This window comes from Pantoea sp. PA1, assembly GCF_056856975.1.
On record NZ_JBXGEE010000003.1, the window covers coordinates 147,624 to 167,686 of the forward strand.

Annotated in this window: 19 protein-coding genes; 13 read left to right on the top strand and 6 right to left on the bottom strand. The window is 53.3% G+C overall.

The features are described from left to right. Positions 1 to 1,137 precede the first annotated feature (1,137 nt). Together AC1V0D_RS14185 and AC1V0D_RS14190 are read left to right on the top strand one after the other, a co-directional pair. Positions 1,138 to 1,503, top strand: a complete 366-nt coding sequence (locus AC1V0D_RS14185; protein ID WP_009092868.1) for a hypothetical protein — start codon at positions 1,138 to 1,140, stop codon at positions 1,501 to 1,503. A 49-nt stretch (positions 1,504 to 1,552) separates the two neighbouring features. After that, the gene (locus AC1V0D_RS14190; protein ID WP_482907731.1) at positions 1,553 to 3,610 is read left to right on the top strand and encodes a pyrroloquinoline quinone-dependent dehydrogenase; all 2,058 of its coding nucleotides are present in this window, start codon (positions 1,553 to 1,555) and stop codon (positions 3,608 to 3,610) included. A gap of 209 nt (positions 3,611 to 3,819) precedes the next feature. Here the strand turns inward: AC1V0D_RS14190 and AC1V0D_RS14195 are convergent, their stop codons facing one another. The 4 genes from AC1V0D_RS14195 to AC1V0D_RS14210 all read right to left on the bottom strand — a co-directional run bounded on the left by AC1V0D_RS14195 (position 3,820) and on the right by AC1V0D_RS14210 (position 6,199). Beyond that, positions 3,820 to 4,833 (bottom strand): hypothetical protein, encoded by a 1,014-nt coding sequence (locus AC1V0D_RS14195; RefSeq protein ID WP_482907625.1) that lies wholly within the window; start codon positions 4,831 to 4,833, stop codon positions 3,820 to 3,822. A gap of 243 nt (positions 4,834 to 5,076) precedes the next feature. After that, entirely contained in the window at positions 5,077 to 5,304 is a 228-nt protein-coding gene (locus AC1V0D_RS14200; protein WP_482907626.1) for a hypothetical protein, read from the bottom strand. A 136-nt stretch (positions 5,305 to 5,440) separates the two neighbouring features. Continuing rightward, positions 5,441 to 5,773, bottom strand: coding sequence for a hypothetical protein (locus AC1V0D_RS14205; protein ID WP_482907627.1), 333 nt, complete (start codon positions 5,771 to 5,773; stop codon positions 5,441 to 5,443). Between the two features lie 132 nt (positions 5,774 to 5,905). Further along, entirely contained in the window at positions 5,906 to 6,199 is a 294-nt protein-coding gene (locus AC1V0D_RS14210; protein WP_071987830.1) for a hypothetical protein, read from the bottom strand. Positions 6,200 to 7,578: 1,379 nt separating this feature from the next. On the opposite strand from AC1V0D_RS14210, the gene AC1V0D_RS14215 reads away from it, so the two are divergent. Beyond that, complete coding sequence (locus AC1V0D_RS14215; protein WP_009092874.1) at positions 7,579 to 7,758, top strand: con-10 family general stress protein; 180 nt, start codon at positions 7,579 to 7,581, stop codon at positions 7,756 to 7,758. A gap of 173 nt (positions 7,759 to 7,931) precedes the next feature. Here AC1V0D_RS14215 and AC1V0D_RS14220 read toward each other — a convergent pair whose 3' ends face one another. Further along, positions 7,932 to 9,215, bottom strand: a complete 1,284-nt coding sequence (locus AC1V0D_RS14220; RefSeq protein ID WP_482907628.1) for a DUF2254 domain-containing protein — start codon at positions 9,213 to 9,215, stop codon at positions 7,932 to 7,934. A gap of 521 nt (positions 9,216 to 9,736) precedes the next feature. On the opposite strand from AC1V0D_RS14220, the gene AC1V0D_RS14225 reads away from it, so the two are divergent. From AC1V0D_RS14225 to AC1V0D_RS14265, 9 genes are all read left to right on the top strand, one after another. Beyond that, a complete protein-coding gene (locus AC1V0D_RS14225; RefSeq protein WP_482907629.1) occupies positions 9,737 to 11,215 on the top strand; it encodes a SulP family inorganic anion transporter in 1,479 nt (492 codons plus the stop codon). A 337-nt stretch (positions 11,216 to 11,552) separates the two neighbouring features. Further along, the gene (locus tag AC1V0D_RS14230; protein ID WP_482907630.1) at positions 11,553 to 12,512 is read left to right on the top strand and encodes a LysR family transcriptional regulator; all 960 of its coding nucleotides are present in this window, start codon (positions 11,553 to 11,555) and stop codon (positions 12,510 to 12,512) included. Positions 12,513 to 12,859: 347 nt separating this feature from the next. Continuing rightward, positions 12,860 to 14,314, top strand: coding sequence for an NAD(P)-binding domain-containing protein (locus AC1V0D_RS14235; RefSeq protein ID WP_471803730.1), 1,455 nt, complete (start codon positions 12,860 to 12,862; stop codon positions 14,312 to 14,314). Continuing rightward, positions 14,311 to 14,793, top strand: coding sequence for a CMD domain-containing protein (locus AC1V0D_RS14240; RefSeq protein ID WP_482907631.1), 483 nt, complete (start codon positions 14,311 to 14,313; stop codon positions 14,791 to 14,793). Before AC1V0D_RS14235 ends, AC1V0D_RS14240 begins: the two co-directional genes overlap by 4 nt. Continuing rightward, positions 14,790 to 15,356: a peroxidase-related enzyme gene (locus AC1V0D_RS14245; RefSeq protein WP_140029120.1), complete on the top strand. Its 567-nt coding sequence runs from the start codon at positions 14,790 to 14,792 to the stop codon at positions 15,354 to 15,356. The genes AC1V0D_RS14240 and AC1V0D_RS14245 overlap by 4 nt, the downstream gene beginning before the upstream one ends. A 12-nt stretch (positions 15,357 to 15,368) precedes the next feature. Further along, positions 15,369 to 16,106 (top strand): amino acid ABC transporter ATP-binding protein, encoded by a 738-nt coding sequence (locus AC1V0D_RS14250; RefSeq protein ID WP_482907632.1) that lies wholly within the window; start codon positions 15,369 to 15,371, stop codon positions 16,104 to 16,106. A gap of 20 nt (positions 16,107 to 16,126) precedes the next feature. Then, positions 16,127 to 16,942: a transporter substrate-binding domain-containing protein gene (locus tag AC1V0D_RS14255; protein WP_482907633.1), complete on the top strand. Its 816-nt coding sequence runs from the start codon at positions 16,127 to 16,129 to the stop codon at positions 16,940 to 16,942. Positions 16,943 to 17,021: 79 nt separating this feature from the next. After that, a complete protein-coding gene (locus AC1V0D_RS14260; RefSeq protein WP_009092884.1) occupies positions 17,022 to 17,711 on the top strand; it encodes an amino acid ABC transporter permease in 690 nt (229 codons plus the stop codon). Positions 17,712 to 17,727: 16 nt separating this feature from the next. Continuing rightward, complete coding sequence (locus AC1V0D_RS14265) at positions 17,728 to 18,420, top strand: amino acid ABC transporter permease (RefSeq protein WP_482907634.1); 693 nt, start codon at positions 17,728 to 17,730, stop codon at positions 18,418 to 18,420. Positions 18,421 to 18,519: 99 nt separating this feature from the next. Here AC1V0D_RS14265 and AC1V0D_RS14270 read toward each other — a convergent pair whose 3' ends face one another. Further along, positions 18,520 to 18,723 (bottom strand): hypothetical protein, encoded by a 204-nt coding sequence (locus AC1V0D_RS14270; RefSeq protein ID WP_009092886.1) that lies wholly within the window; start codon positions 18,721 to 18,723, stop codon positions 18,520 to 18,522. Between the two features lie 135 nt (positions 18,724 to 18,858). Here AC1V0D_RS14270 and AC1V0D_RS14275 point away from each other — a divergent pair, with 135 nt between their 5' ends. After that, the gene (locus AC1V0D_RS14275) at positions 18,859 to 19,551 is read left to right on the top strand and encodes an SOS response-associated peptidase family protein (RefSeq protein WP_337025664.1); all 693 of its coding nucleotides are present in this window, start codon (positions 18,859 to 18,861) and stop codon (positions 19,549 to 19,551) included. The last annotated feature ends 512 nt before the right edge of the window (positions 19,552 to 20,063 follow it).

Consider the following 20,063-nt stretch of genomic DNA (forward strand, 5'->3'; position numbering starts at 1 on the left):
TTGTTTCGCTGGTTTTAGCTGTGCTTCTCATAAAGTACATCACACCACTCAACAATCTTATTTTCACCTTTGGTTCATGGCTTTTCTTCAAGCTTGGCCCAGGAGGACAAGGGTGGATTGGAAGTGACTATCAATGGGGAGAAGACCCCGTTACTTTTTTCGTGGCTCTTTTAGCGGTGTTATTTCTCGGATGGTTGATATCGAGGATTATAAAAAGCATTTTTCCGACCACTAAAAAGTCCTCTTAAGCTAAATTTCACACCCCGATCATTTAAAAACCGGGGCCAGGCGAGTTCTGATATGAGTGTACTGGTTAAATGAAACCCAATAACCAGATCAATTTCGCTAAGCCCAGCTGACGCTGGGTTTTTTATGCGCATAAAACGAGGTTTCCATTGATGTTCAGGCCTACCGGTTAGCCGTCCGTCTGGCGCTGGATGAGCAGATTACGCGCCAAATGCTGCAGGTCAGCCCTGATGCAATCGAGCTCAACAAGACGTTTCTCGTTATAACTAAAAAACATTAAAGCACTGACCAGCGCGGCCTGTAAGGCGACATCCGCGCTGCGGACTCTTAACCGCATATTTAATCATCAGTTTTCCGGCGGGTCCCATGGCGCGTGCATATGCCAGTCCTGGCGGGACGCTCGCACAGCCTTCGCCTTCAGAACAGGGTCAAAAGCCGGGGATCTACTAACATTCATGCGTCAAATGCACGAAGCGAGGCTTTGCTATAAAAAAAAAGCATTGATACCTGTAACGTCCTGTATTCACCCCGAAGGCGCAAAAGTTTTCCCACTCAATGGGGTTGAACCAGGTGATCACCAGTTTAAGTCAGAGTTCAGTATCCCGAACTCCCTTATAAATAAGCGGAAAAAATGAGCAATCTGCACACTTCATAACATTGCCTCTTCTATTCAAAAATACTTTTTGCCCGCAGCACATCCCGGCTTGCGGAATTCCGTTTTCCTTCCAGGCCTTATGAAGCTCACGCATAAACCTGTGATCTGAATACGCTGGGTGTTCAGTCCGCTAAAGATGGCAGGTTTTTTTTATCATTTTCCGGCGAAAAACAGCCGCATAAACCTGCCAGTGCGCCATATTTAATGATTAATCAGACACCAAGGGACTTCCTGTTATGTTGCAACCTCAATCTTCACGTCTGGGCGGCTTACTGCTGCTGATCGCGGCAGCGATCGGTTTCGCGGTGGCTTTGTATGCGTGGCTGACGCCACTGACCGGTGTGACCGGTACAATCGGCGCGTTAGGTGTGGCTATCGCCAGCGTCATTCTGGCGATACTGACATTTATTCTGCGTAGTGCATCCGGTCGCGGTGCACGTGCGACAGTAATTGTTCTGACCCTGGTCGTGTTATTCGGTACTGCTTTCGCCGCCGCCTTGCTGCATCAGTACATCATTACGGCAGCGATGGTTGCAGGCCTTATTGGTCTGATTACGCTCTGCAGAAACCCCGCCCGTCCTGACCATCGCGTTAAAGCCTGAGGAAACCTTCGTGAAGAACAATAAAACGACTCCGGTAATGAAAGTCGGCATGACGGCGCTGGCGCTGCTGCTTACCCCACTGGCACTCCATGCGCAGGATAACGCTGCGGAGGCCTCTATGGGCGCGCGGGAGAAGGTCAGTCCGGATGCGGCTGATCACCAATCTCCCGGTACTACTAACACCACAGACGATGCCTCAACCGGCAAGCGTGATGGAGATAAGGTCGCAACGGCAGACAATCCCCCGACTTCGCTGGTGCCATCGGGTGCGACCTGGGACAGCTTCCACGGTCAGCTTAACGCGCAGAAATACAGCCCGCTGAAGCAGATCAATACCGACAACGTCAGCCAGTTAAAGAAGATCTGGGAATTTCATACCGGTGATGTCTCGGACGGCAAGGGTGACACGCCCGCGACCGTCTGGTCAGCCACCCCTATTTTTGCCAACCAGACCCTGTATATCGGTACGCCTTTCGATCGCCTGATTGCCCTCGATCCCGGCACGGGCAAAGAGAAATGGCACTACGACACCAAATCCCCGCGTAAAGCTCTGACCCAGCCCGTTCTGAAAAACCGGGGCGTCTCCTACTGGCAGGCAAAAAAACCTGTCGCCGGAGAGGCGTGTCAGAAAATCGTCTATATGGGTACGGTTGATGGCAAGCTCTTTGCACTGGATGCCGATTCCGGTAAGCCATGCAGCGACTTTGCTGATAATGGCGTTCTCGATCTGAATCAGTGGAACACGATTAATGCCAAGTACCCGCTTTCAGTTCTGCAGCCGCCAACGGTCGTGGGTAACCGTCTGCTGATTGGCTGGGCGGGCAAGGACTGGGCCTATGCTGAAGCGCCTCCAGGCACGGTTTTCGCTGTCAATGCGCAGACCGGCAAACGCGAATGGACGTTTGACGCTATTCCGGAGGCGGTCCGCAAACGTACCGGTACGGCTAACGTCTGGACACACATGTCAGCTGATGAGGCGCATGGACTGGCGTATCTGCCGGTCTCATCGCCTTCTCCCAACTACTGGGGAGGTAACCGCACTGCACCTATCCCACTGGCTACCTCAACCACTGCACTGGATGTGAACACCGGTAAAGTCGTCTGGTCCCGTCAGTGGGTGCACCACGATGTGTGGGACTACGACATCAACTCGGCGCCGACACTGATGGATATCACGGTCAATGGCAAACCGATCCCGGCACTGATTCAGGCAACCAAGCAGGGCTTTTTGTTTGTAGTGAATCGGCTGACCGGTGAGGATGTCTGGCCGATTGAAGAGCGACCTGTGCCGCAGGGTGATGGCTCGGTTCAGGGTGAAGTTCTTTCACCCACGCAGCCATTCCCGACGAAACCTGCACCGCTGCTTGACCAGTCGAAAAAGCCAGCGATCTGGAAACTGGCGGATATGGTGGGGGCAGGTCAGTGTTCAAGGCTGTGGGATAAGCTGACCTACGAAGGCATGTACACGCCGCCTGTCACCAAAGGCGAAGGCACACTGACGTATCCGGACAGTGCGGGTGGCGTGCAGTGGGGCGGCGTCGCGTTCGATCCTCAAAAGCAGATCGCGATCGTTAACACCTCCCATATCGTGCAGTACGTGAAGCTCTACAGCCGCGAAGATTATGAAAAAGCGGATAATGGCGCGGGCAATGAGAGTGGTTTTGCACCACAGGAAGGCGCGCCTTACGGCATGCGTCTCATGGTTGCCAATAACTGGCTGGGCATGCCGTGCTGGCAGCCACCCTTTGGTGAAATCGTGGCGATTGATATGCACACCGGTGACGTCAAATGGCGTCGTCCTGTTGGCGCATCTCAGCAGTATGGCTTCTTTATGCCAGACAGCTGGGGCTCACCGACCATCGGCGGCCCGGCAGTCACTGCGGGCGGCGTGATATTTATTGGTGCGTCAATGGATGCTAAGGTTCGCGCCTATTCCGTGGAGAGTGGCGAGGAGCTGTGGTCCGATCAGGCAGAAGCCCCTGCGGTAGCCAATCCCTCGGTCTATGAGTATAAAGGCCGCCAGTACGTGGCGTTTGTCGCCGGCGGTAATACCATCCTCAAGGATCAGGTGGGCGACCAGGTGGTGGTTTACGCTTTACCTGAATAGCGGTTGCTGAAGATTCCGTGGAGAATGTATGGGGCCTCTGGGGCCCCATTTTCTTTGTGATTCTGACCAAACGATCATTCCCCTAAAAGCAATCTCATGCCCAGTCTGAGAGCCGTCGACTGCAGATAGAACTGAAAGGCGTTATTGATAAAAGTTACTGACTAAGCAGATCAAACAGTTCTGGCTTCTGAATTTTCAGGATTAATATCTTATGTATTCTTCAGGTTCAAAAAGTAGTCCATTAACGTTTTGTCCCAGCGCTTTCCATACTGAGTGTCATTTATGCCTGTGTTTTTATCCTGTATGACATCATTGCCTTCTAATCTGAATCCATGCTTCTTGCCGGCTTCGGTGACAGTAAATACACCATCTTTGCTGATGACATCAGGTTCTTCAATTTTCAGCGTGGCTTCGCTGGCCGTTTTTATTATGTAGTTATTCTGTCCCTGACTTACATAAGTTGTGAACGGAGATGCCATGAATTGGTTTTTCGATGTAGCATCAGAAACGGTAGTGTTCATGATGGATTCCAGATAGTCAAAACTCGCGGTATGACTGAAAGAATACCCAGGGTCGAGTTCATATCTGATAAAAGCAGGGTCGAGGCCAGAGTTTGCAAGGTTATCACCATTCAGAATACGGGATGCTGTTGCAGCATCTTTATCTGTGAATGATACCGTCTGAACCCGACCAGTCGTATCGTAACTATTCCCTGTATTATAACTACCTGACACGCTTCCGAACTTACGGTAATTACCTAAATCGCGTGCTATATCATCAACATATCGTAAGTCAGCTCCCTGTGTCTGTGCCTGATCATAGAGATGTGAAAGTGCGCCCAAATCGCTCTTCGTCAGAAAAACAGAGGCATCCATTCCCTGGTTATTTTTGGTAAGCTGAGTCTGCATTTCAGGTAAGGTGCTTACCTTACCAAAAAGACGAGACATCATCAGTCCTCGTCCACTTATCGTAGACTGGCCTGACGAGACAGGCTGCACGACTGTAGCGTTGCTCTCGCTGGCAGGGTAGAGGCTGGAGCTTTCAGGGGGTTTAACTGATACAGATGGATTCTGCCTGTAAATATTGTTTAACGTATTGATATTCATTGCCAATGCCTCTCCATCCTGAACAACACTCAGTCCGTGATAAATATCGATGGTTTTTTTAAGTAACGACAGAGCCACATAAAACTTTAGATGAAATGCTTTATTTAAGGTCTCCATTCAAAAAAGCAAACGCTCTGTTCTTTACAGATTTAAGCGAAGAGGCCGCTTCTGGTACAAAGCGGACCTTGTGAAAAGTCAGACGTTCAGCCAGAGCGATATCAGGTTTTAATACCTGAATTACATCAACCTGACTGAAATAGATTCATTACGAAAAGTCTGTCTACTTAGACGCTCTGGCACCGCTCATCCCCGGAGAACCATCGTGACCTCCATTGGTACCACCCTGACCACCCTGACCACCTAACCCCCCGGGGCCCGCATCACCTCCATTTCCACCGGTACCTGAACCATCACCATTACCGCCATTTCCACCGTTACCTCCATCTTCGCCACCACTTCCCCCATTACCTCCGTTTCCATCAGACCCGGCTCCGGCATTTCCGCCGTTACCGCCGTCACCATTGCCGGAGCCATCACCTCCATCACCTCCATCTCCATCGTCTGCGATAGCATTAAAGCTAATGGCAAAAGTTAATGCCGGTAACAGAATAGAAGGTGTGCAAAAAATTAATACCCGAAGTGTTATGAGAGTTATTATGACTGATGACTTTAAAAAGACGCGCAAACTAAAATATTGCATTCAGACTCTCCTTAAATGAATTTGTTACATTATCTGATTAAGTGTTTCCCCCATCCCCGCCATCTCCACCGTCACCGCCATTTCCGCCAGGTGAATTATTACTGCCCCCATCACCTCCATCTCCACCATCAGCGCCATTTCCCCCGGCCGCGCCTTCACCTCCGTGCCCGCTGTTACCACTGTTGCCCCCATCACCACCGTCACCTCCGTTCCCGCCGGGTGAATCAGCACTATTACCATTTCCACCATTCCCGCCGTTGCCCCCATTGCCACCATCAGGCCCACTCCCGCCATTTCCACCATTCCCGCCATTGCCTCCGGCTGAGCCACTTCCGCCATCACCACCATTGCCGCCATCAGCTGTCAGATGAAACAAATGAGAAGCCGGTATTACAATTTTTTTCTCCTTGTTTGCCCAGGCATTGGTCATTGAGTTGAGAATTACTACGCTAAACAGGCTTAACGAGAAAAATGTATTTATTTTGTTATTCATCCATTAGCTCCATTAGCTCCGGGCGCACCGTTTCCGCCATTTGCGTTTCCATCAGGCGTGTTACCGCCATTACCGCCATTGCCGCCATTGATACATGGGGTTCCCGACACACCTTGCCTGCCATTCTCACCATTAGCGTCACCGCTTTTCGTCGTGCCGCCATCTTTCCCATTCAGATATGAGCAGTCATTATGTTTATGATGATGCCTGTTTGAGGCCTGAGCATTCAAAGCACTGACTAAAATAGTTGAAAGGATAACTATATTGATGGTTAATGAGCGAACTTTCATTTTATATCTCCATAAATTAAACGCGGAGAAATCATTCGCCGCGTATTAAAATTAAAGCAGCCTGTTATGAACCACCATTCCCCCCATTACCTCCTGCAGCACCTGCAGCGCCATTCGCATCGCCGATTAACACATAGGGCTTCGCAGAGTCGGATTTAATAGCCTCACTGTCCAACAGCGCTGCGACTGATAGCCGGGATGACATAATTAGCAAAACTCCTAACGCAAAAGTGATTTTATTGAGTCTCATAGTCCATCCTTAAATTAAGAAATACATGAGTAAAAAACACGTTGCTGATAATCCCGCCGTGGGGTTGCCTGCAGTAAATTAAAAAAAGCATGAAAAGAGAAGGGATGTAGATGTAATAAGAAGTGTCTGGTGATTAACTGTTGTGTGTAAAGTAGCAGGTAGGTTTGTTAGATCTTTAATGTATCTTTCTGGCGGGTGCTGTTTTGTCAGGCCAGATCTGAAAGTGAGATACAGTTCACGGTAACAGCTTTTACAGGCTGAAACGTATTACATTTTTATTAAGCATTAATTTTATGTTTATCTAAAAAATTGGATAGGTAATGAAAAAAATGCATTTCAGAAGGTTGTAACCTCTTTAACTCTGATTATTTAACGATTAATGCAGAAACTGTTTAAGAGCAGATCTGTTGCATTCAGGACAAACTGGCACGTCGAGGCTGGAGGGCTCTTCAACAGGCGCGCTGAAGATACACTACGAATCCAGAGGAGCTGGGTTAAGCGGATCGCACATCAGAAAGGAGTCAAAACGCCTGCTGATTCTGACTAAAACAGACTGTTTGCCAGCGTAAATTATTGTGAGATAGCCACTGAAAGGGCTGAATCCTTAAGGTGTGTTTCCGGCGGATGGCCAGGCGCCCCAAGCCGCGCTGCAGATCCATCAGGCTGCTAACAAACTGCACCTGGTGTTTTTCTGAACCTGGAACTGAGTAAAATCATACGGGCTTTTACAGACTCGGTTACGCTTATCTGCCACTCTTTCTGCAGAATGAGTGAGTCAGAGCCCATCTGAACTCTTTTCGATTGAACAAGCATGCTTCAGCACAGCGTCACAGTGCTCTGTTTTTATAAATTTTAACAAAGGTAATATTTTATTAACGGGGCGCGGAAAATATAACTTTCAACTCAGTGTCATAAGAATTTGTTTTAATTTTAAAATTTTCATCCCTGTCGTCTGGCTTATTTCGCCTGGCATGCGTCTCGCTTATGCTTTTTCCCCGCAGAGTTTAAACGGGTCCGCTTGCAAACATTTCTGCCCCCTCTAGAATAAACATTGCAACACGAATACGGCTGGCGATATTTATCATGCCGGTTACCATCTATTTTTAGAAAAGTTATCCAGGAGGATAATATGGCCGAACATCGTGGTGGTTCAGGTAATTTTGCAGAAAACCCTGAGAAAGCATCTGAAGCGGGTAAAAAAGGCGGGCAAAACAGCGGCGGTAACTTCGCCAATGACCGTGAAAAAGCTTCAGAAGCGGGCAAAAAAGGTGGCCAGAATAGCCACGGGGGCGGACGTAAGTCTGAATAATCAGAGATGTTAATTCTGACTTAGCCTCAGGCCCCGGCATTCCTGCCGGGGCTTTCATTTTTAATACATTGACAGATGAGGGTTAATTTACGAAACCATTATCAATAAATAAGCGCTGCCGCAGTGTTACTGGCAACTTTAATTAAAACCTTTCTCTGCCAGCCGATATTGTTTCATATCAGGCTCTCTTCTTCACTTATTCCCGTCCCGTTTAAATAGTGCCAGCCATAAGCACGTTTAACTGCCTCTTTGTCTGCCTCACAATGCATTGCGTGACTGGCACGTGTCAGCGCAAGCAGGGCATGGCGCTGCGCCTCTGCGGCATAACGTTGAGGTGAAATCACCGCCAGCGAGTGCAGCGCTTTCTGCAGGCGCAACTGAACTTCGACCAGTGCGGCACCATCGCGCGCAATCCCGGTGAAAATATCGTCAAACATGTCGCAGATTTGTGCGGGCTGCATAAAGAGCCGCGGGTAGTGCGTGGTGGCAGAGTCTGCAGAGGCGGGCAGGGTGAACAACCTGACCGCCCGGCCGATAATATCGATCGCAGTGCCCGGATCGTTAACCGCCGGAGATAGCGCGCGTGAGGCGATTTCGGACAGGACACACAGCCCAAAGCGGGGGTCCTGTTCAAAGGAACGCTGCTCACCCAGGGTGAAGGCATGGCACACTCTCTGCCTCTCATCCTCCTCCAGTGGCCGATCGCACCAGAGCAGCGGGGCGCCATGATGAATAAAAGTGCCCGGCTGAGCAGCAAGATAAAGATGACAGTCGTTCTCCTGAGCGAAGTCGGAAAGATGTTGCAGGTCAACATGTTGCAGATAGCCGGTCTGCGGATGAAAGATGCTATGCGGGGCGCTATTCTCCGGCAGAACACCGTTCCAGGCAGAGCAGCCCATACAGGGTTGCCGGAGGCGATCGTGGAGGGCTGCCGTGGTGGCTTCTTCGACGCGATGTGATGTGTCAGACATGCAGCCAAACTGGGCCAGATGCTGTATCCAGCGCAGCAGCGTCACGACAATTGTGGCAATGACCACCAGGGTGACAAAAAAGAGAATCACCCGCCCCTGGGTGCCATAGGCGCCCATGCCGAGAGCGATGATGCCCACCAGGCTGTAAAGAAAGGAGCCAATAAAGGTCGCCAGCACATTCTGCGTTGTGCCATCTTCAAGCAGCAGCACCGTAGCGCGTGGCGTCACGCTGCTGCTGGCAGAGTTATAAGCGGTAACCACGATATTGAGCGAGAAAGTGGTGACGGCCAGCATACTTGAGGCGAGTATCGTCAGGATCTTATCGACTGCGTCACTGCCCACAATCCCTGATACCGAAACCGGTATAAAGGGTTTAAGGGCGATAGCGACAAGGGCAGTGATAATCGCCAGCAGCGCGAATAATGAACTGCGAAACCAGAGCTGTCGGGTCAGCCGGAGAAGAAGCCACCGCGTTTTAGACATCATGTCACCTTTTTAATCAGTTTATCGTCGCGGCTTCGCATCAGGCCTTCGTCCGCTGTCCTTATAAAGCCACACTGTCACCTCTCTTTCCTGACCATCGGCCTGGGCAGATGCCTTCGCTTACAGAGCTGGCTGGTTGCAAGGTAAGAATAGCCACGGATTGGCGCATTGACATCCGCTCGCCCTGCGCGGAAAGGCGCTGACCTGTTGCAAGCGGGATTGATCGGTCATGGCATTCGTTTATAGTAACGGGTCTGTCTGGTCAGCTTTTCGCTCTGATCAGATATCACGGCCCGCGTTCAGAACAGCATTGCGCGGGATGACTTCCGTCCTGAAGGCATTTTGTAGCCGTAAAGGAGAACCTGAAATCATGCGTCTTACGCCACCCTGAGTCTTACCCCTCCTCTGTCGCACTGAGCCCGCTCAGCTGCGCGCCCTGAACATCCCGTCTGCGGATGGATCTTTTCGTATCTGAAAATTATTGCCCCTGCGGGCTGACTTTATTCAAAATCTGAGAAATTATTATGCTGCTGTCCTCGACGCGTAAGGACTGGCTGGGTAACGTCCGTGGTGACCTCCTTGCCGGTATTGTTGTCGCGCTCGCGCTTATTCCGGAAGCGATCGCTTTTTCCATCATTGCTGGTGTCGATCCCCAGGTCGGCCTCTATTCCGCCTTCTGTATCCCCATCGTCATGGCCTTCTTTGGTGGCCGCCCGGCGATGATCTCCTCCTCAACCGGTGCGATGGCACTGCTGATGGTCACGCTGGTTAAAGACCACGGACTGCAATATCTGCTTGCGGCCTCTGTGCTGACCGGCGTGTTCCAGCTGATAGCCGGATACCTCAAGCTCGGCAGCCTGATGCGCTACGTTTCACGCTCGGTGGTGACCGGCTTCGTGAACGCACTGGCGATACTGATATTTATGGCGCAGTTACCGGAGCTGACGCATGTCACCTGGTACGTCTATGCGCTCACGGCTGCCGGACTCGGCATTATTTATCTTTTCCCGTACCTGAATAAAACGATTCCTTCTCCCCTGGTCTGCATCATCGTGCTGACCGTTATCTCTGTCTGGCTGCACCTGGACGTTCGCACGGTGGGCGATATGGGTAAACTGCCTGACAGCCTGCCGGTGTTTCTCATTCCGGATATTCCGCTTAACCTTGAGACCCAGCTGATCATTCTGCCGTACTCGGCGGGGCTGGCCGTGGTAGGGCTGCTGGAATCCATGATGACCGCCACAATTGTGGATGATATGACCGACACAGCGAGTGACAAGAACCGCGAGTGCAAAGCACAGGGTATTGCCAATATCTGCACTTCGTTTATTGGCGGGATGGCGGGCTGTGCCATGATTGGCCAGTCGGTAATCAATGTTAAATCGGGTGGGCGGGGACGGCTTTCGACGCTTACGGCGGGCGTGGTGCTGCTGTTGATGGTGGTGTTCCTGCGCGACTGGGTGTCGCAGATACCTATGGCGGCGCTGGTTGCGGTGATGATTATGGTTTCCATCGGCACCTTTTCATGGCAATCCATTGCAAACCTGCGCACCCATCCGCTTTCAAGCAGCGTCGTGATGCTGGCGACCGTGGCCGTGGTGGTCGCCACCCATAATCTGGCCTTTGGCGTGCTGACCGGGGTATTGATTGCATCACTGAACTTTGCCACTAAGGTGGCCCACTTTATGGCCGTTTCCTCTGCCGTAGAGGGCAATACCCGTACCTATACCGTGAGCGGACAACTCTTCTTTGCCTCAGCTGACCGGTTTACCCGCCATTTCGATTTTCGCGAGAAGCTGGATCGTGTGGTGATCGACGTGACGCACGCCCATTTCTGGGATATCACCGCAGTCAATGCGCTGGACCGCATTGTGATTAAGTTTCGCCGTGAGGGCACCGACGTCGACATCAGGGGAATGAACGACGCGACCCGGACTCTGGTTGACCGGTTCGGCGTGCATGACAAACCTGAAGAGGTAAAAAAGTTGATGAGCGGGCACTAATTCATTGATGATTTATCATGATGAGCACCGCTATTACCTGAACTGACGGCCCGCCGTCAGTTATCCTGATACAGGATCGGCTTTCAGCCGCGTCATCAGTTAAAAGCATAATGCCGTGGCGACGGATCCCCGGACCTTCCTGAGTAATCAGCATCATTGAAGGGTGACATTTCCGTTATCTCTTTACCAGCGTTCACATGCAGCAGGGTGATGGGGGATGACGGACTGCGCTGCCCCGCAGATTGCTCGTGGTGGCTAATTCTGCACACTCTCTCTATGATGACTTTTTCCGACTCTCTGTCGGGAACGATCAACGACTCAGGGAAGTATCTTCGCGATGACCATGTTAAATGACCTCGATCTGCGTCAGCTGGAGGCCTTCTCGGCGGTAATTTCTGCGGGCAGCGTCACGGCGGCAGCCAAAGCACTGAACCGCTCGCAGCCCGCTGTTTCCCGTCTGATTCAGGAGCTGGAGCAGTCGCTGGGCTACCCCCTGTTTATCCGCAACGGCCCACGCATTCATCCCTCTGAAGAGGCGTTACAGCTGCATCAGTATGTGCAAAAAGCACTGCTCTCTTTGCAGCAGATCCGCTTACGCGCCCAGGAGATTGCGCATCAGCAGCATCGCCCGCTCAGTATTGCTGCTACGCCTGCGCTGGCGGCCGGATTACTGCCGCAGGCGCTGGCGGCACTGAACCTGCAGAACAAAGTCCAGATCATCAGTGAATCTGCCGTCCAGACGGCGCACGCGGTGATCACCGCAGAGGCTGACATCGGTTTATGCAGTCTGCCGCTGGAACATCACGCGGTTGAACTGCACTGGATTGGACAGTCGCAGTGCGTCGTGGCGCTGCCGGAAGAGGATGAGCTGGCGGCGAACAGTGAGCTTTCACTGAACCAGCTGGCAGGCCGCCGGCTGATCGCTCCCTTCAGCCCGCAGCGCTTACGCGGACGCTATGAAAAAGCGCTGAAAAAGGTCAGAGCCCCGCTGCTGGAAACCATTGAAACCAACTCCTCGGCCAATATCCTGGGCTGCGTGCGGGCTGGATTAGGTGTGGCGATCCTCGAACCGGTAACGGGCTGGGGCATGCCGCTGGCCGGTGTGGCAATCCGCCCGATTCAGGAAGATATTCCTTACTTCTTTGGCGTCATCACCCCTCAGGGCCGCCAGATTTCCAGTGCGGTCCAGGCGCTGGTGGAAGCCCTGGCCGATGCTGCCGCACACCTGTTGCCGGGGTTTGAACGTCTGACAGCCAGTGAACATCCACGCGTCATGCGTATTATCAACCAGAATTAACACCGCCTCTCCCGGTCACCCGGCAGGGTGACCTCTCGTCCAGCCACAATCAACAGATACCCATCAGGATTAACCGGGCGCAGGCTTCTGAATAATCCCTGTAATTTCAATACTTATAACTTATGCGGCATAAGATATAAGAAATCCATTGGTCAATGGGTGAGCGTGCTTCTTGACTCCGATTTGGGGCAAGAGGAATATGCGAAAGCTGAGTTCTTACTATGCGTTATGATGATTCTTATCCGCTTACTATGTGTTTTTAAGATAATTAAAAAGCAGGGTCATCGGCGCGTTTTAATCGTTTTCGCCCGCTATCCGGCGATCGCTGACACCAGGGAAATCTTTATATGACGTATGCCGCCAAAGGCCTTGCCGCGCTTGAAGCTCAGCTGCAGCAGGATCTGGAATGTCTGGAACTGCCCGCCAAATCCTGGGTGCCGGAGCGCACCTGGCAGGGGGCGCCGGTTCGCGATGTCGTGGTCATCGGTGCCGGTATGTGCGGTCTGGCTGCGCTCGCTAAATTACAGCTCACCGGCATCAGCAATGTGGTGGCGTATGACGCCGCACCGGCAGGGCGTGAAGGCCCCTGGGTGACCTTTGCACGCATGGAAACCCTGCGCTCGCCGAAAACGCTGCAGGGCCCGGCACTGGGTCTTGCACCGCTGACCTTCCGCGCATGGTTTACGGCGCAGTGGGGCAAGGAAGCCTGGCAGGCGCTGGATAAAATCCCTAAAGCGCAGTGGATGGATTATCTGATCTGGTATCGCAGGGTGCTGAATCTGCCGGTGCAGAACAACGTGCGGGTCTGCACTATCGCCCAGGCCGGAGATGTCATTGCGCTGGATCTGGACGGCGCCGAAACCGGCCGTGTTTACACACGCCGTCTGGTGCTGGCTACCGGACGTTCAGGACTGGGCGGGTTTGCCGTTCCGGATTTCCTGCAGGGTATTGATCGCCGGTTCTGGGCACACTCCGCCGATGAGATCGATTTTGCGGCGTTACAGGGCAAACGCGTGGCGGTGATTGGAGCAGGCGCGTCGTCGATGGATAACGCTGCCACCGCACTGGAGCAGGGTGCCGCAGCGGTCGATCTGCTGATCCGGCGCAAAGAGATGCCGCGTATCAACAAGATGACCGGCATCGGCAGCCAGGGGGTAATACACGGCATGCACTCTCTGCCGGATGCGTGGAAATGGAAGTTTGTCGACTACACCGCCGCGACACAAACGCCGCCGCCGCGCGCGTCAACCCTGCGCGTCTCCCGTCATGACAATGCGCGTTTCTTTCTCGACTGTGCTATTAACGCCGTCAGGCAGGAAGCAGAGGGCCTGGTGATTGAAACCACCCAGGGCGCACTGCGCTACGACTTCCTGATTGCCGCCACCGGTTTCACCAACGATTTCAACGGCCGGCCTGAGTTTGCTGCCATCGCGCCGCATATCCGCAGCTGGGCCGACGGCCGTTATCAGCCAGAGATGGGGCCAGCACGTCAGAACCTGCTGGACGCGCCGGATCTGGGGCCTTCCTTTGAGTTTCGCGAAGTGACGCCGGGGGCCTGCCCGATGCTGGCACACATCCACTGCTTTAACGATGCCGCGATGCTGACGCACGGCAAAGTCTCCGGCGATATTCCGGCCGTGAGTGCGGGGGCCGATCGTCTGGTGCGCGGCATAACGGCCTCGCTGTTTGCCGAGGATGTCGAACAGCACTTCGCCAGTTTACAGGCTTATGACACCCCTGAATTGCAGGGCGATGAATGGGTGGATTCAACCCCGCAACTAAAACAGGAGAACGCGTTGTGATCGACGTTATTGATCAGGCAGCCGGATTAACACCCGATGAGGCGTTGTATCAGACGCGCCGCCTGCGCCCCGAATTTGTTGAGGGTGCAGAAGCGTGCCGTCTGTCCGTGCTGGCGCCCGAAGATGAACAGGGTTTACCGGCGGATCTGCGTCTGGCGCTGGCCCAGCGCATGGCACACCAGAACGACGATGCCGCCCTGCAACGGGATTACCAGGCTCAGCTGGCGGCGTTAAATCCGTCTGACGTGCTGCTGACCCTGGCCGCGGGCGGTAGGGTGAGTGAAGAGCCACTGGCAACGATTGTGCGCCATGCCGATCTGGTGACGCAGCAACCCATTCAGGCGACCGAACAGCATATCCGGCTGCTTGAGCAGGCCGGGTTAAGTAATCCGCAAATCGTCGCGCTCTCGGAACTGATCGCCTTTGTTAACTTCCAGACGCGCGTCGCGGCTGGCTTACGCCTGATGAGGTCCGCATGATTCCGTCAGTTAACCTCAAACCACTTCACTGGCATCCCTATATCACGCCGGTCGAGGTTGAACAGGCGACACCGGCACAGCTTGATGCGATGAAGGTGACGCCCTCCAACAAGAAAATCTCAGAGTACGTGCGCACGCTGGTGCACGATCCCGAAAGTTACACCGCCCGCACCGGCCTGTTCAACGCCATTATGTATGTTGAAGGGGGACTGGACCGCGCGGATCGAGAGCTGGGCGCGCTCGGTGCATCCATCGTCAACGGTTGTCGTTACTGTGCGGTGGTGCATGCGCGCCGTCATGCCCAGCTGGCCGGGAATGACGCGGTGGTCAGTGCGGTCTACTTCGACAGGGCCGATGTATTAGGTGAACGCGACGCGGCGATCTATCACTTTGCCCGTCGTTTATCGGTCACGCCCTCTGAGGCGACGCCGGACGATGTGGCCGCTCTGCGCGCTGTCGGCATGAACGATCAGGAGATCCTCGATCTCATCCACGCCATCGCCATCTTTGGCTGGGCCAACCGTCTGATGCATGTGCTCGGCCATGCTGACCTGAACAAATAAGGGCTGCACCGGATGTTAGAACTCAACAATATTACGCTCGCTTACGGCAGCAACCCGATTCTTAAAGGCGTTGACCTGTCGGTCAAACGTGGCGATGTGGTGTCGATCATCGGGCCAAGTGGCACCGGGAAAACCACGCTGCTGCGCTGCATCAACTATCTGGCGAAGCCCTCCGCGGGGACGATTCAGCTCGATCAGATCCGCATGGATTATCAGTCACCCGACAAAGCGGCGATTCAGGCGATCCGTCTGCGTACCGCCATGGTGTTTCAGCAGTTTAACGTCTTCAAGAACATGACGGTGCTGGAGAACGTGATGGACCCGCTGATCGTCATCCAGCGTAAACCCCGACAGCAGGCGCGCGACATCGCCGTGCAGGAGCTGGAGCGCGTAGGGCTGGGGGCGAAGCACCATCACTATCCGTCACAGCTGTCTGGCGGGCAGTTACAGCGTACCGGTATCGCCCGGGCTCTGGCAGTCCGTCCCGATGTGATGCTGTTTGATGAACCGACCTCATCGCTCGATCCTGAGCTGGTGGGGGAAGTGCTTAAAGTGATCAAAGATGTGGCGTCATCCGGCATTACCTCGCTGCTGGTGACGCACGAAATGCAGTTTGCGAAGAGCATTTCGAACCGCATCGTGTTTATGGATCAGGGTGTGGTGGCTGCGCAGGGGACGCCAGCAGAGATGTTTGATAACCCCACGCTGCCGCGCCTTGCCCAGTTCCTCAACTCAGAAAAAGTATTCTAATAAACACAGGAGTCAGAGACATGCCTGCAATCAAAACCACATTTCGTCGCCTGGCCGCGCCTGGCATCATCGCACTGGCCCTGATCAGCGGTAACAGCTTTGCGGATGCCGTTCGCACCATTAAGATCGCCACCGCAGCAGAGTCCAAACCCCTGTCATGGGGCGCAATCGGCCATGAGCCACAGGGCTACGAGCCGGACGTACTGAGAGCGATCAACGCGAAACTGCCACAGTATAAATTTGTGATGGAAGGCGCGGCGGATATCGCTCAGGAAACCGGTCTGGTGACCGGCAAATATGACATGGCGACGGGCGGATATTATAAAGCGCCTGCCCGCAGTAAACAGTTCCTCATCCCCGATGCACCGATCGGTGCCAGCCTGATGAAGATTTACAGTCGCAGCGACAGCAACATCAACAGCATGAAAGATCTGGTCGGTAAGAATATCGTGCCGGTGACCGCAGGCGGCGGCGTCTATAAGTTTGTCACCCAGTGGCAGCAGGATAACCCGAACGACAAAATCACCATCAAAGCGTCCAGCGCGGGTGTGCCTTACCCGGATCGCCTGAAAGAGGTGCAGAACGGGAAATATGACGCGCTGATCCTGCCGTCAAATCTGGGTGAGCAGACGGTCATCGACAACCAGAAGCTGGCGATCAAAGCCAGTGAGCCGGTAGTGATTAACAACACCTATGTGCTGATCCACCGCTCCGCTGAGAATCAGGCGCTGAGTGATGACATCGCTCAATCGTTGAAGGCGCTGAAAGCGGATGGCACGCTGGATAAGCTGGCGCAGAAGTGGTTTGGCGAAGACGTGACGAAGTACATGAAGTAACAGATTCACTGCGCCCGGTGTCAGATCGGGCGCAGGCTGTCCTTTTTAGCAGGAGTGTTTCACCGTGAATCTATCCTCCATGATCCCAGAACTGCTGTCGGCGCTGCCTCTGACGCTCGGCATCATGTTTGTGGCGATGATTATCGGGTTCTTTCTGGCGCTTATCGCCACGTTTTTCCGCGTGCGCCGTCTTCCCGTGATCAGCCAGCTGGCCGATCTCTATGTCTCCTACGCGCGCAGCGTGCCCGTGGTGCTGCAGCTGTTTGTTGCCTTCTACGGCATGCCACTGATTACCGATAACTTCGGTTTTCGCGACTTTTTTACCGCCAACGTGGCGGCGATGATCGGCCTGAGCCTCTATCACGGAGGTTACCTGTCGGAAGTGATGCGCCCGGCGTATCTTGCGGTTGAGCGTGGTCAGCACGATGCCACCGACAGCCTGGGCTACAGCTTCCGCCAGAAAATGCTGCGTGTCATTGGCCCACAGGCGGTGCACTTTGCGCTGCCGGGCTACGGCAATGCCATTATCTATCTGATTCATAATGTGGCGCTGGTGATGTACATCGGTGCAGCTGATGTGATGGCGACCGCACACCTGATTATGGAACGCGATTACAACCAGTATCAGTTCGGCACCTATCTGGTGCTGGCCGTGCTCTATTCACTGCTGTGTGGTGTGGCGTGGCTGGTTATCCGCTTCTTCGAACAACGTCATGCGAAGTACAGCGCTAAGTCTGCACCACGCGTGAAGTTCACCACCAGCGTCTGAGCAGGGGAGAAAAACTATGTTTGATGCTGAGGTGTTACTGCCGGACTTCTGGAGCATTCTGGATGCGGTGCCGGTAACGCTGCTGATGGCAGTGACGGTATTCATCTGTTCGACGCTGCTGGGCGGACTGTTTGCCTTTATTGAGCATCAGCGCATCCCAGTGCTGCGGCAGCTGGTCATCGCCTACAAAATTGCCTTCAAAGGTGTGCCGATGGTGGTGGTGATTTTTCTCGCCTACTACGGTCTGCCCCCGGCGCTGCACTTTGTCGCCACGCTGTCCGGAATAGCGGTTAATGCTCACTCGCTGCCGAACTGGGTCATCATCATTGTGGCGCTGAGTGCCTGCGTAGCGGCGTTCCAGGCTGAAGTGTGGAAAGGCGCGCTGAATTCGTTCGACAGCGGTCAGTCGGATGCCGCCTTATCGCTCGGCTACAGCGGCGGACAGCTGTTCCGTCGGGTGATGTTTCCACAGATCATCGTGGCGGCAATCCCCGACCTGGCGAATGCGTTTATGGTGATCATGAAAGCCCTGTCGCTGGCGTTTGCCATCGAAGTGGTGGATATTTTTGCTCAGGCCCAGTTAACGGCAGCCCTGAACTTCTACTATCTCGAAGCCTTCCTGATTGCGGCAGAGTTCTACATGGTGATTGCCTATGTGGTCACGAAAATTGCCGACAGGATTGAGGCCGCACTCCGCGTGCGCACCTGATGATTATTGCGTTGTCATGAAAGGGCCGCCCGGTATATGCCACACCGGGCGGCCTGCATCGGTTAAACGCGGGATCGCCGATTTTAATCAAATGGGGCACTACGCAGGCCGGACTCTGGCCTTAGTGGGATGTCCGTCGCGGCCATCGTCATGCGTGTGATCGGGATCGGGCTCAATCAGCACGATAAAATCCTCTCCTTTTCCGTCGCGCGGCAACGTAATTAAATCGCCTGCGCGGGGTTTCGCGTCAAAGTCATGCTCTTCTTCCACACCTGTATCTTCAAAAACCACCGTAATTTTCATTTTCGCGTCCTCTTTCTGATGAGCTGCGTCGTGACCTCAGTATTCGCTGACGCTGACCAGAATAAGAGTAGCGCATCCTGAAAATAGCCTGAGCGGCCTGCCCGTAACACACTATCCTTTGCAGAGGAGGTGACTATGTGTGGACGGTTTGCGCAGTACAGCAGCAGAGATGAATACTTTGACGCACTGGGGCTGACGCCCGATGAGGTCATTTACGATCCGGAACCGATAGGGCGCTACAACGTTGCGCCTGGAACAAACGTCCTGCTGCTCAATGAGCGGGAGGAGGAGATCCACTTTGACCCGGTCAACTGGGGTTATGGTCCGGAGTGGTGGCACAAGCAGCCACTCATCAATGCGCGGGGTGAGACGGCTGCCACAGGGCGTATGTTTAAACCTCTCTGGGAGCATGGACGCGCCATTGTTCCGGCAGATGGCTGGTTTGAGTGGAAGCGGGACGGCAAAGCAAAACAGCCCTATTTTATTTACCATAAAAAGCAGGAGCCGCTGTTCTTTGCTGCGATTGGCAGGGCGCCTTACGGCAGGGATCACGGGCGCGAGGGGTTTGTCATCGTAACGGCCGCGAGCAATCAAGGCATGGTCGATATTCATGACCGTCGCCCGCTGGTTTTGCGTGCCGATGCAGTACGCGAATGGCTGAGTGCAGAAACCACGCCAGAACGTGCGCAGGAGATCGCACGTGACGCAGCCTTACCTGAGACGGCCTTTACCTGGCATCCTGTTACCCGCAAAGTCGGGAACATTCATAATCAGGGTAAATCCCTGATTGAGGCGATTGAACCTGACTCAGTCGGAAACGCAGATTGAATTGATTTCCGGATTGCGTCCCGCGCCGCTGGCACAAATTCAGTAAAATTTATTTTCATCGATTCGGGATTGCTCTTGATCCTCTGACAGATTGCCACATTTTAAGGGAAGCGGTACTTTACTGGCGCAGTTCATTTATCTGCCATCCATGACAACGGCTGGCCCGGAAACAGGAAACATTTACTTAAAATTTCAGCTTCACGATTTTGTCTCATTCCTGCTTTTTATTTTTTGCCGCTTACGCTTTATTTCTGAAAAGCAGCCTGTGATTTTCTTCTTTTAGCGCCACTCTTGCTGATTTTACGCGTGGCATCAGGCTCGTAAGATTATTTAACATGCTGATCAGTCAGCAGGTTATCTGAGTTATTGACGGGGCTAAGAATCGTCTTAAAAGCTCATGGAAGAAACTATACAGTGAATTTCGGCCCGGTACAGATATCAGGGTGAAGCTATTGCTTATAAAGACTATATATTTATTTTTAATCGAAACGGGAATAATCAGCGCGATTATT

Excerpts from the sequence above, each read along its gene's own strand:
- AC1V0D_RS14185 (WP_009092868.1), top strand. The coding sequence starts at position 1,138 with ATGTTGCAACCTCAATCTTCACGTCTGGGCGGCTTACTGCTGCTGATC.
- AC1V0D_RS14190 (WP_482907731.1), top strand. The coding sequence starts at position 1,553 with ATGACGGCGCTGGCGCTGCTGCTTACCCCACTGGCACTCCATGCGCAG.
- AC1V0D_RS14195 (WP_482907625.1), bottom strand. The coding sequence starts at position 4,833 with ATGGAGACCTTAAATAAAGCATTTCATCTAAAGTTTTATGTGGCTCTG.
- AC1V0D_RS14205 (WP_482907627.1), bottom strand. The coding sequence starts at position 5,773 with ATGGCGGCAATGGTGGTGATGGCGGAAGTGGCTCAGCCGGAGGCAATG.
- AC1V0D_RS14210 (WP_071987830.1), bottom strand. The coding sequence starts at position 6,199 with ATGAAAGTTCGCTCATTAACCATCAATATAGTTATCCTTTCAACTATT.
- AC1V0D_RS14215 (WP_009092874.1), top strand. The coding sequence starts at position 7,579 with ATGGCCGAACATCGTGGTGGTTCAGGTAATTTTGCAGAAAACCCTGAG.
- AC1V0D_RS14220 (WP_482907628.1), bottom strand. The coding sequence starts at position 9,215 with ATGATGTCTAAAACGCGGTGGCTTCTTCTCCGGCTGACCCGACAGCTC.
- AC1V0D_RS14225 (WP_482907629.1), top strand. The coding sequence starts at position 9,737 with ATGCTGCTGTCCTCGACGCGTAAGGACTGGCTGGGTAACGTCCGTGGT.
- AC1V0D_RS14230 (WP_482907630.1), top strand. The coding sequence starts at position 11,553 with ATGACCATGTTAAATGACCTCGATCTGCGTCAGCTGGAGGCCTTCTCG.
- AC1V0D_RS14235 (WP_471803730.1), top strand. The coding sequence starts at position 12,860 with ATGACGTATGCCGCCAAAGGCCTTGCCGCGCTTGAAGCTCAGCTGCAG.
- AC1V0D_RS14245 (WP_140029120.1), top strand. The coding sequence starts at position 14,790 with ATGATTCCGTCAGTTAACCTCAAACCACTTCACTGGCATCCCTATATC.
- AC1V0D_RS14250 (WP_482907632.1), top strand. The coding sequence starts at position 15,369 with ATGTTAGAACTCAACAATATTACGCTCGCTTACGGCAGCAACCCGATT.
- AC1V0D_RS14255 (WP_482907633.1), top strand. The coding sequence starts at position 16,127 with ATGCCTGCAATCAAAACCACATTTCGTCGCCTGGCCGCGCCTGGCATC.
- AC1V0D_RS14260 (WP_009092884.1), top strand. The coding sequence starts at position 17,022 with ATGATCCCAGAACTGCTGTCGGCGCTGCCTCTGACGCTCGGCATCATG.
- AC1V0D_RS14265 (WP_482907634.1), top strand. The coding sequence starts at position 17,728 with ATGTTTGATGCTGAGGTGTTACTGCCGGACTTCTGGAGCATTCTGGAT.
- AC1V0D_RS14270 (WP_009092886.1), bottom strand. The coding sequence starts at position 18,723 with ATGAAAATTACGGTGGTTTTTGAAGATACAGGTGTGGAAGAAGAGCAT.
- AC1V0D_RS14275 (WP_337025664.1), top strand. The coding sequence starts at position 18,859 with ATGTGTGGACGGTTTGCGCAGTACAGCAGCAGAGATGAATACTTTGAC.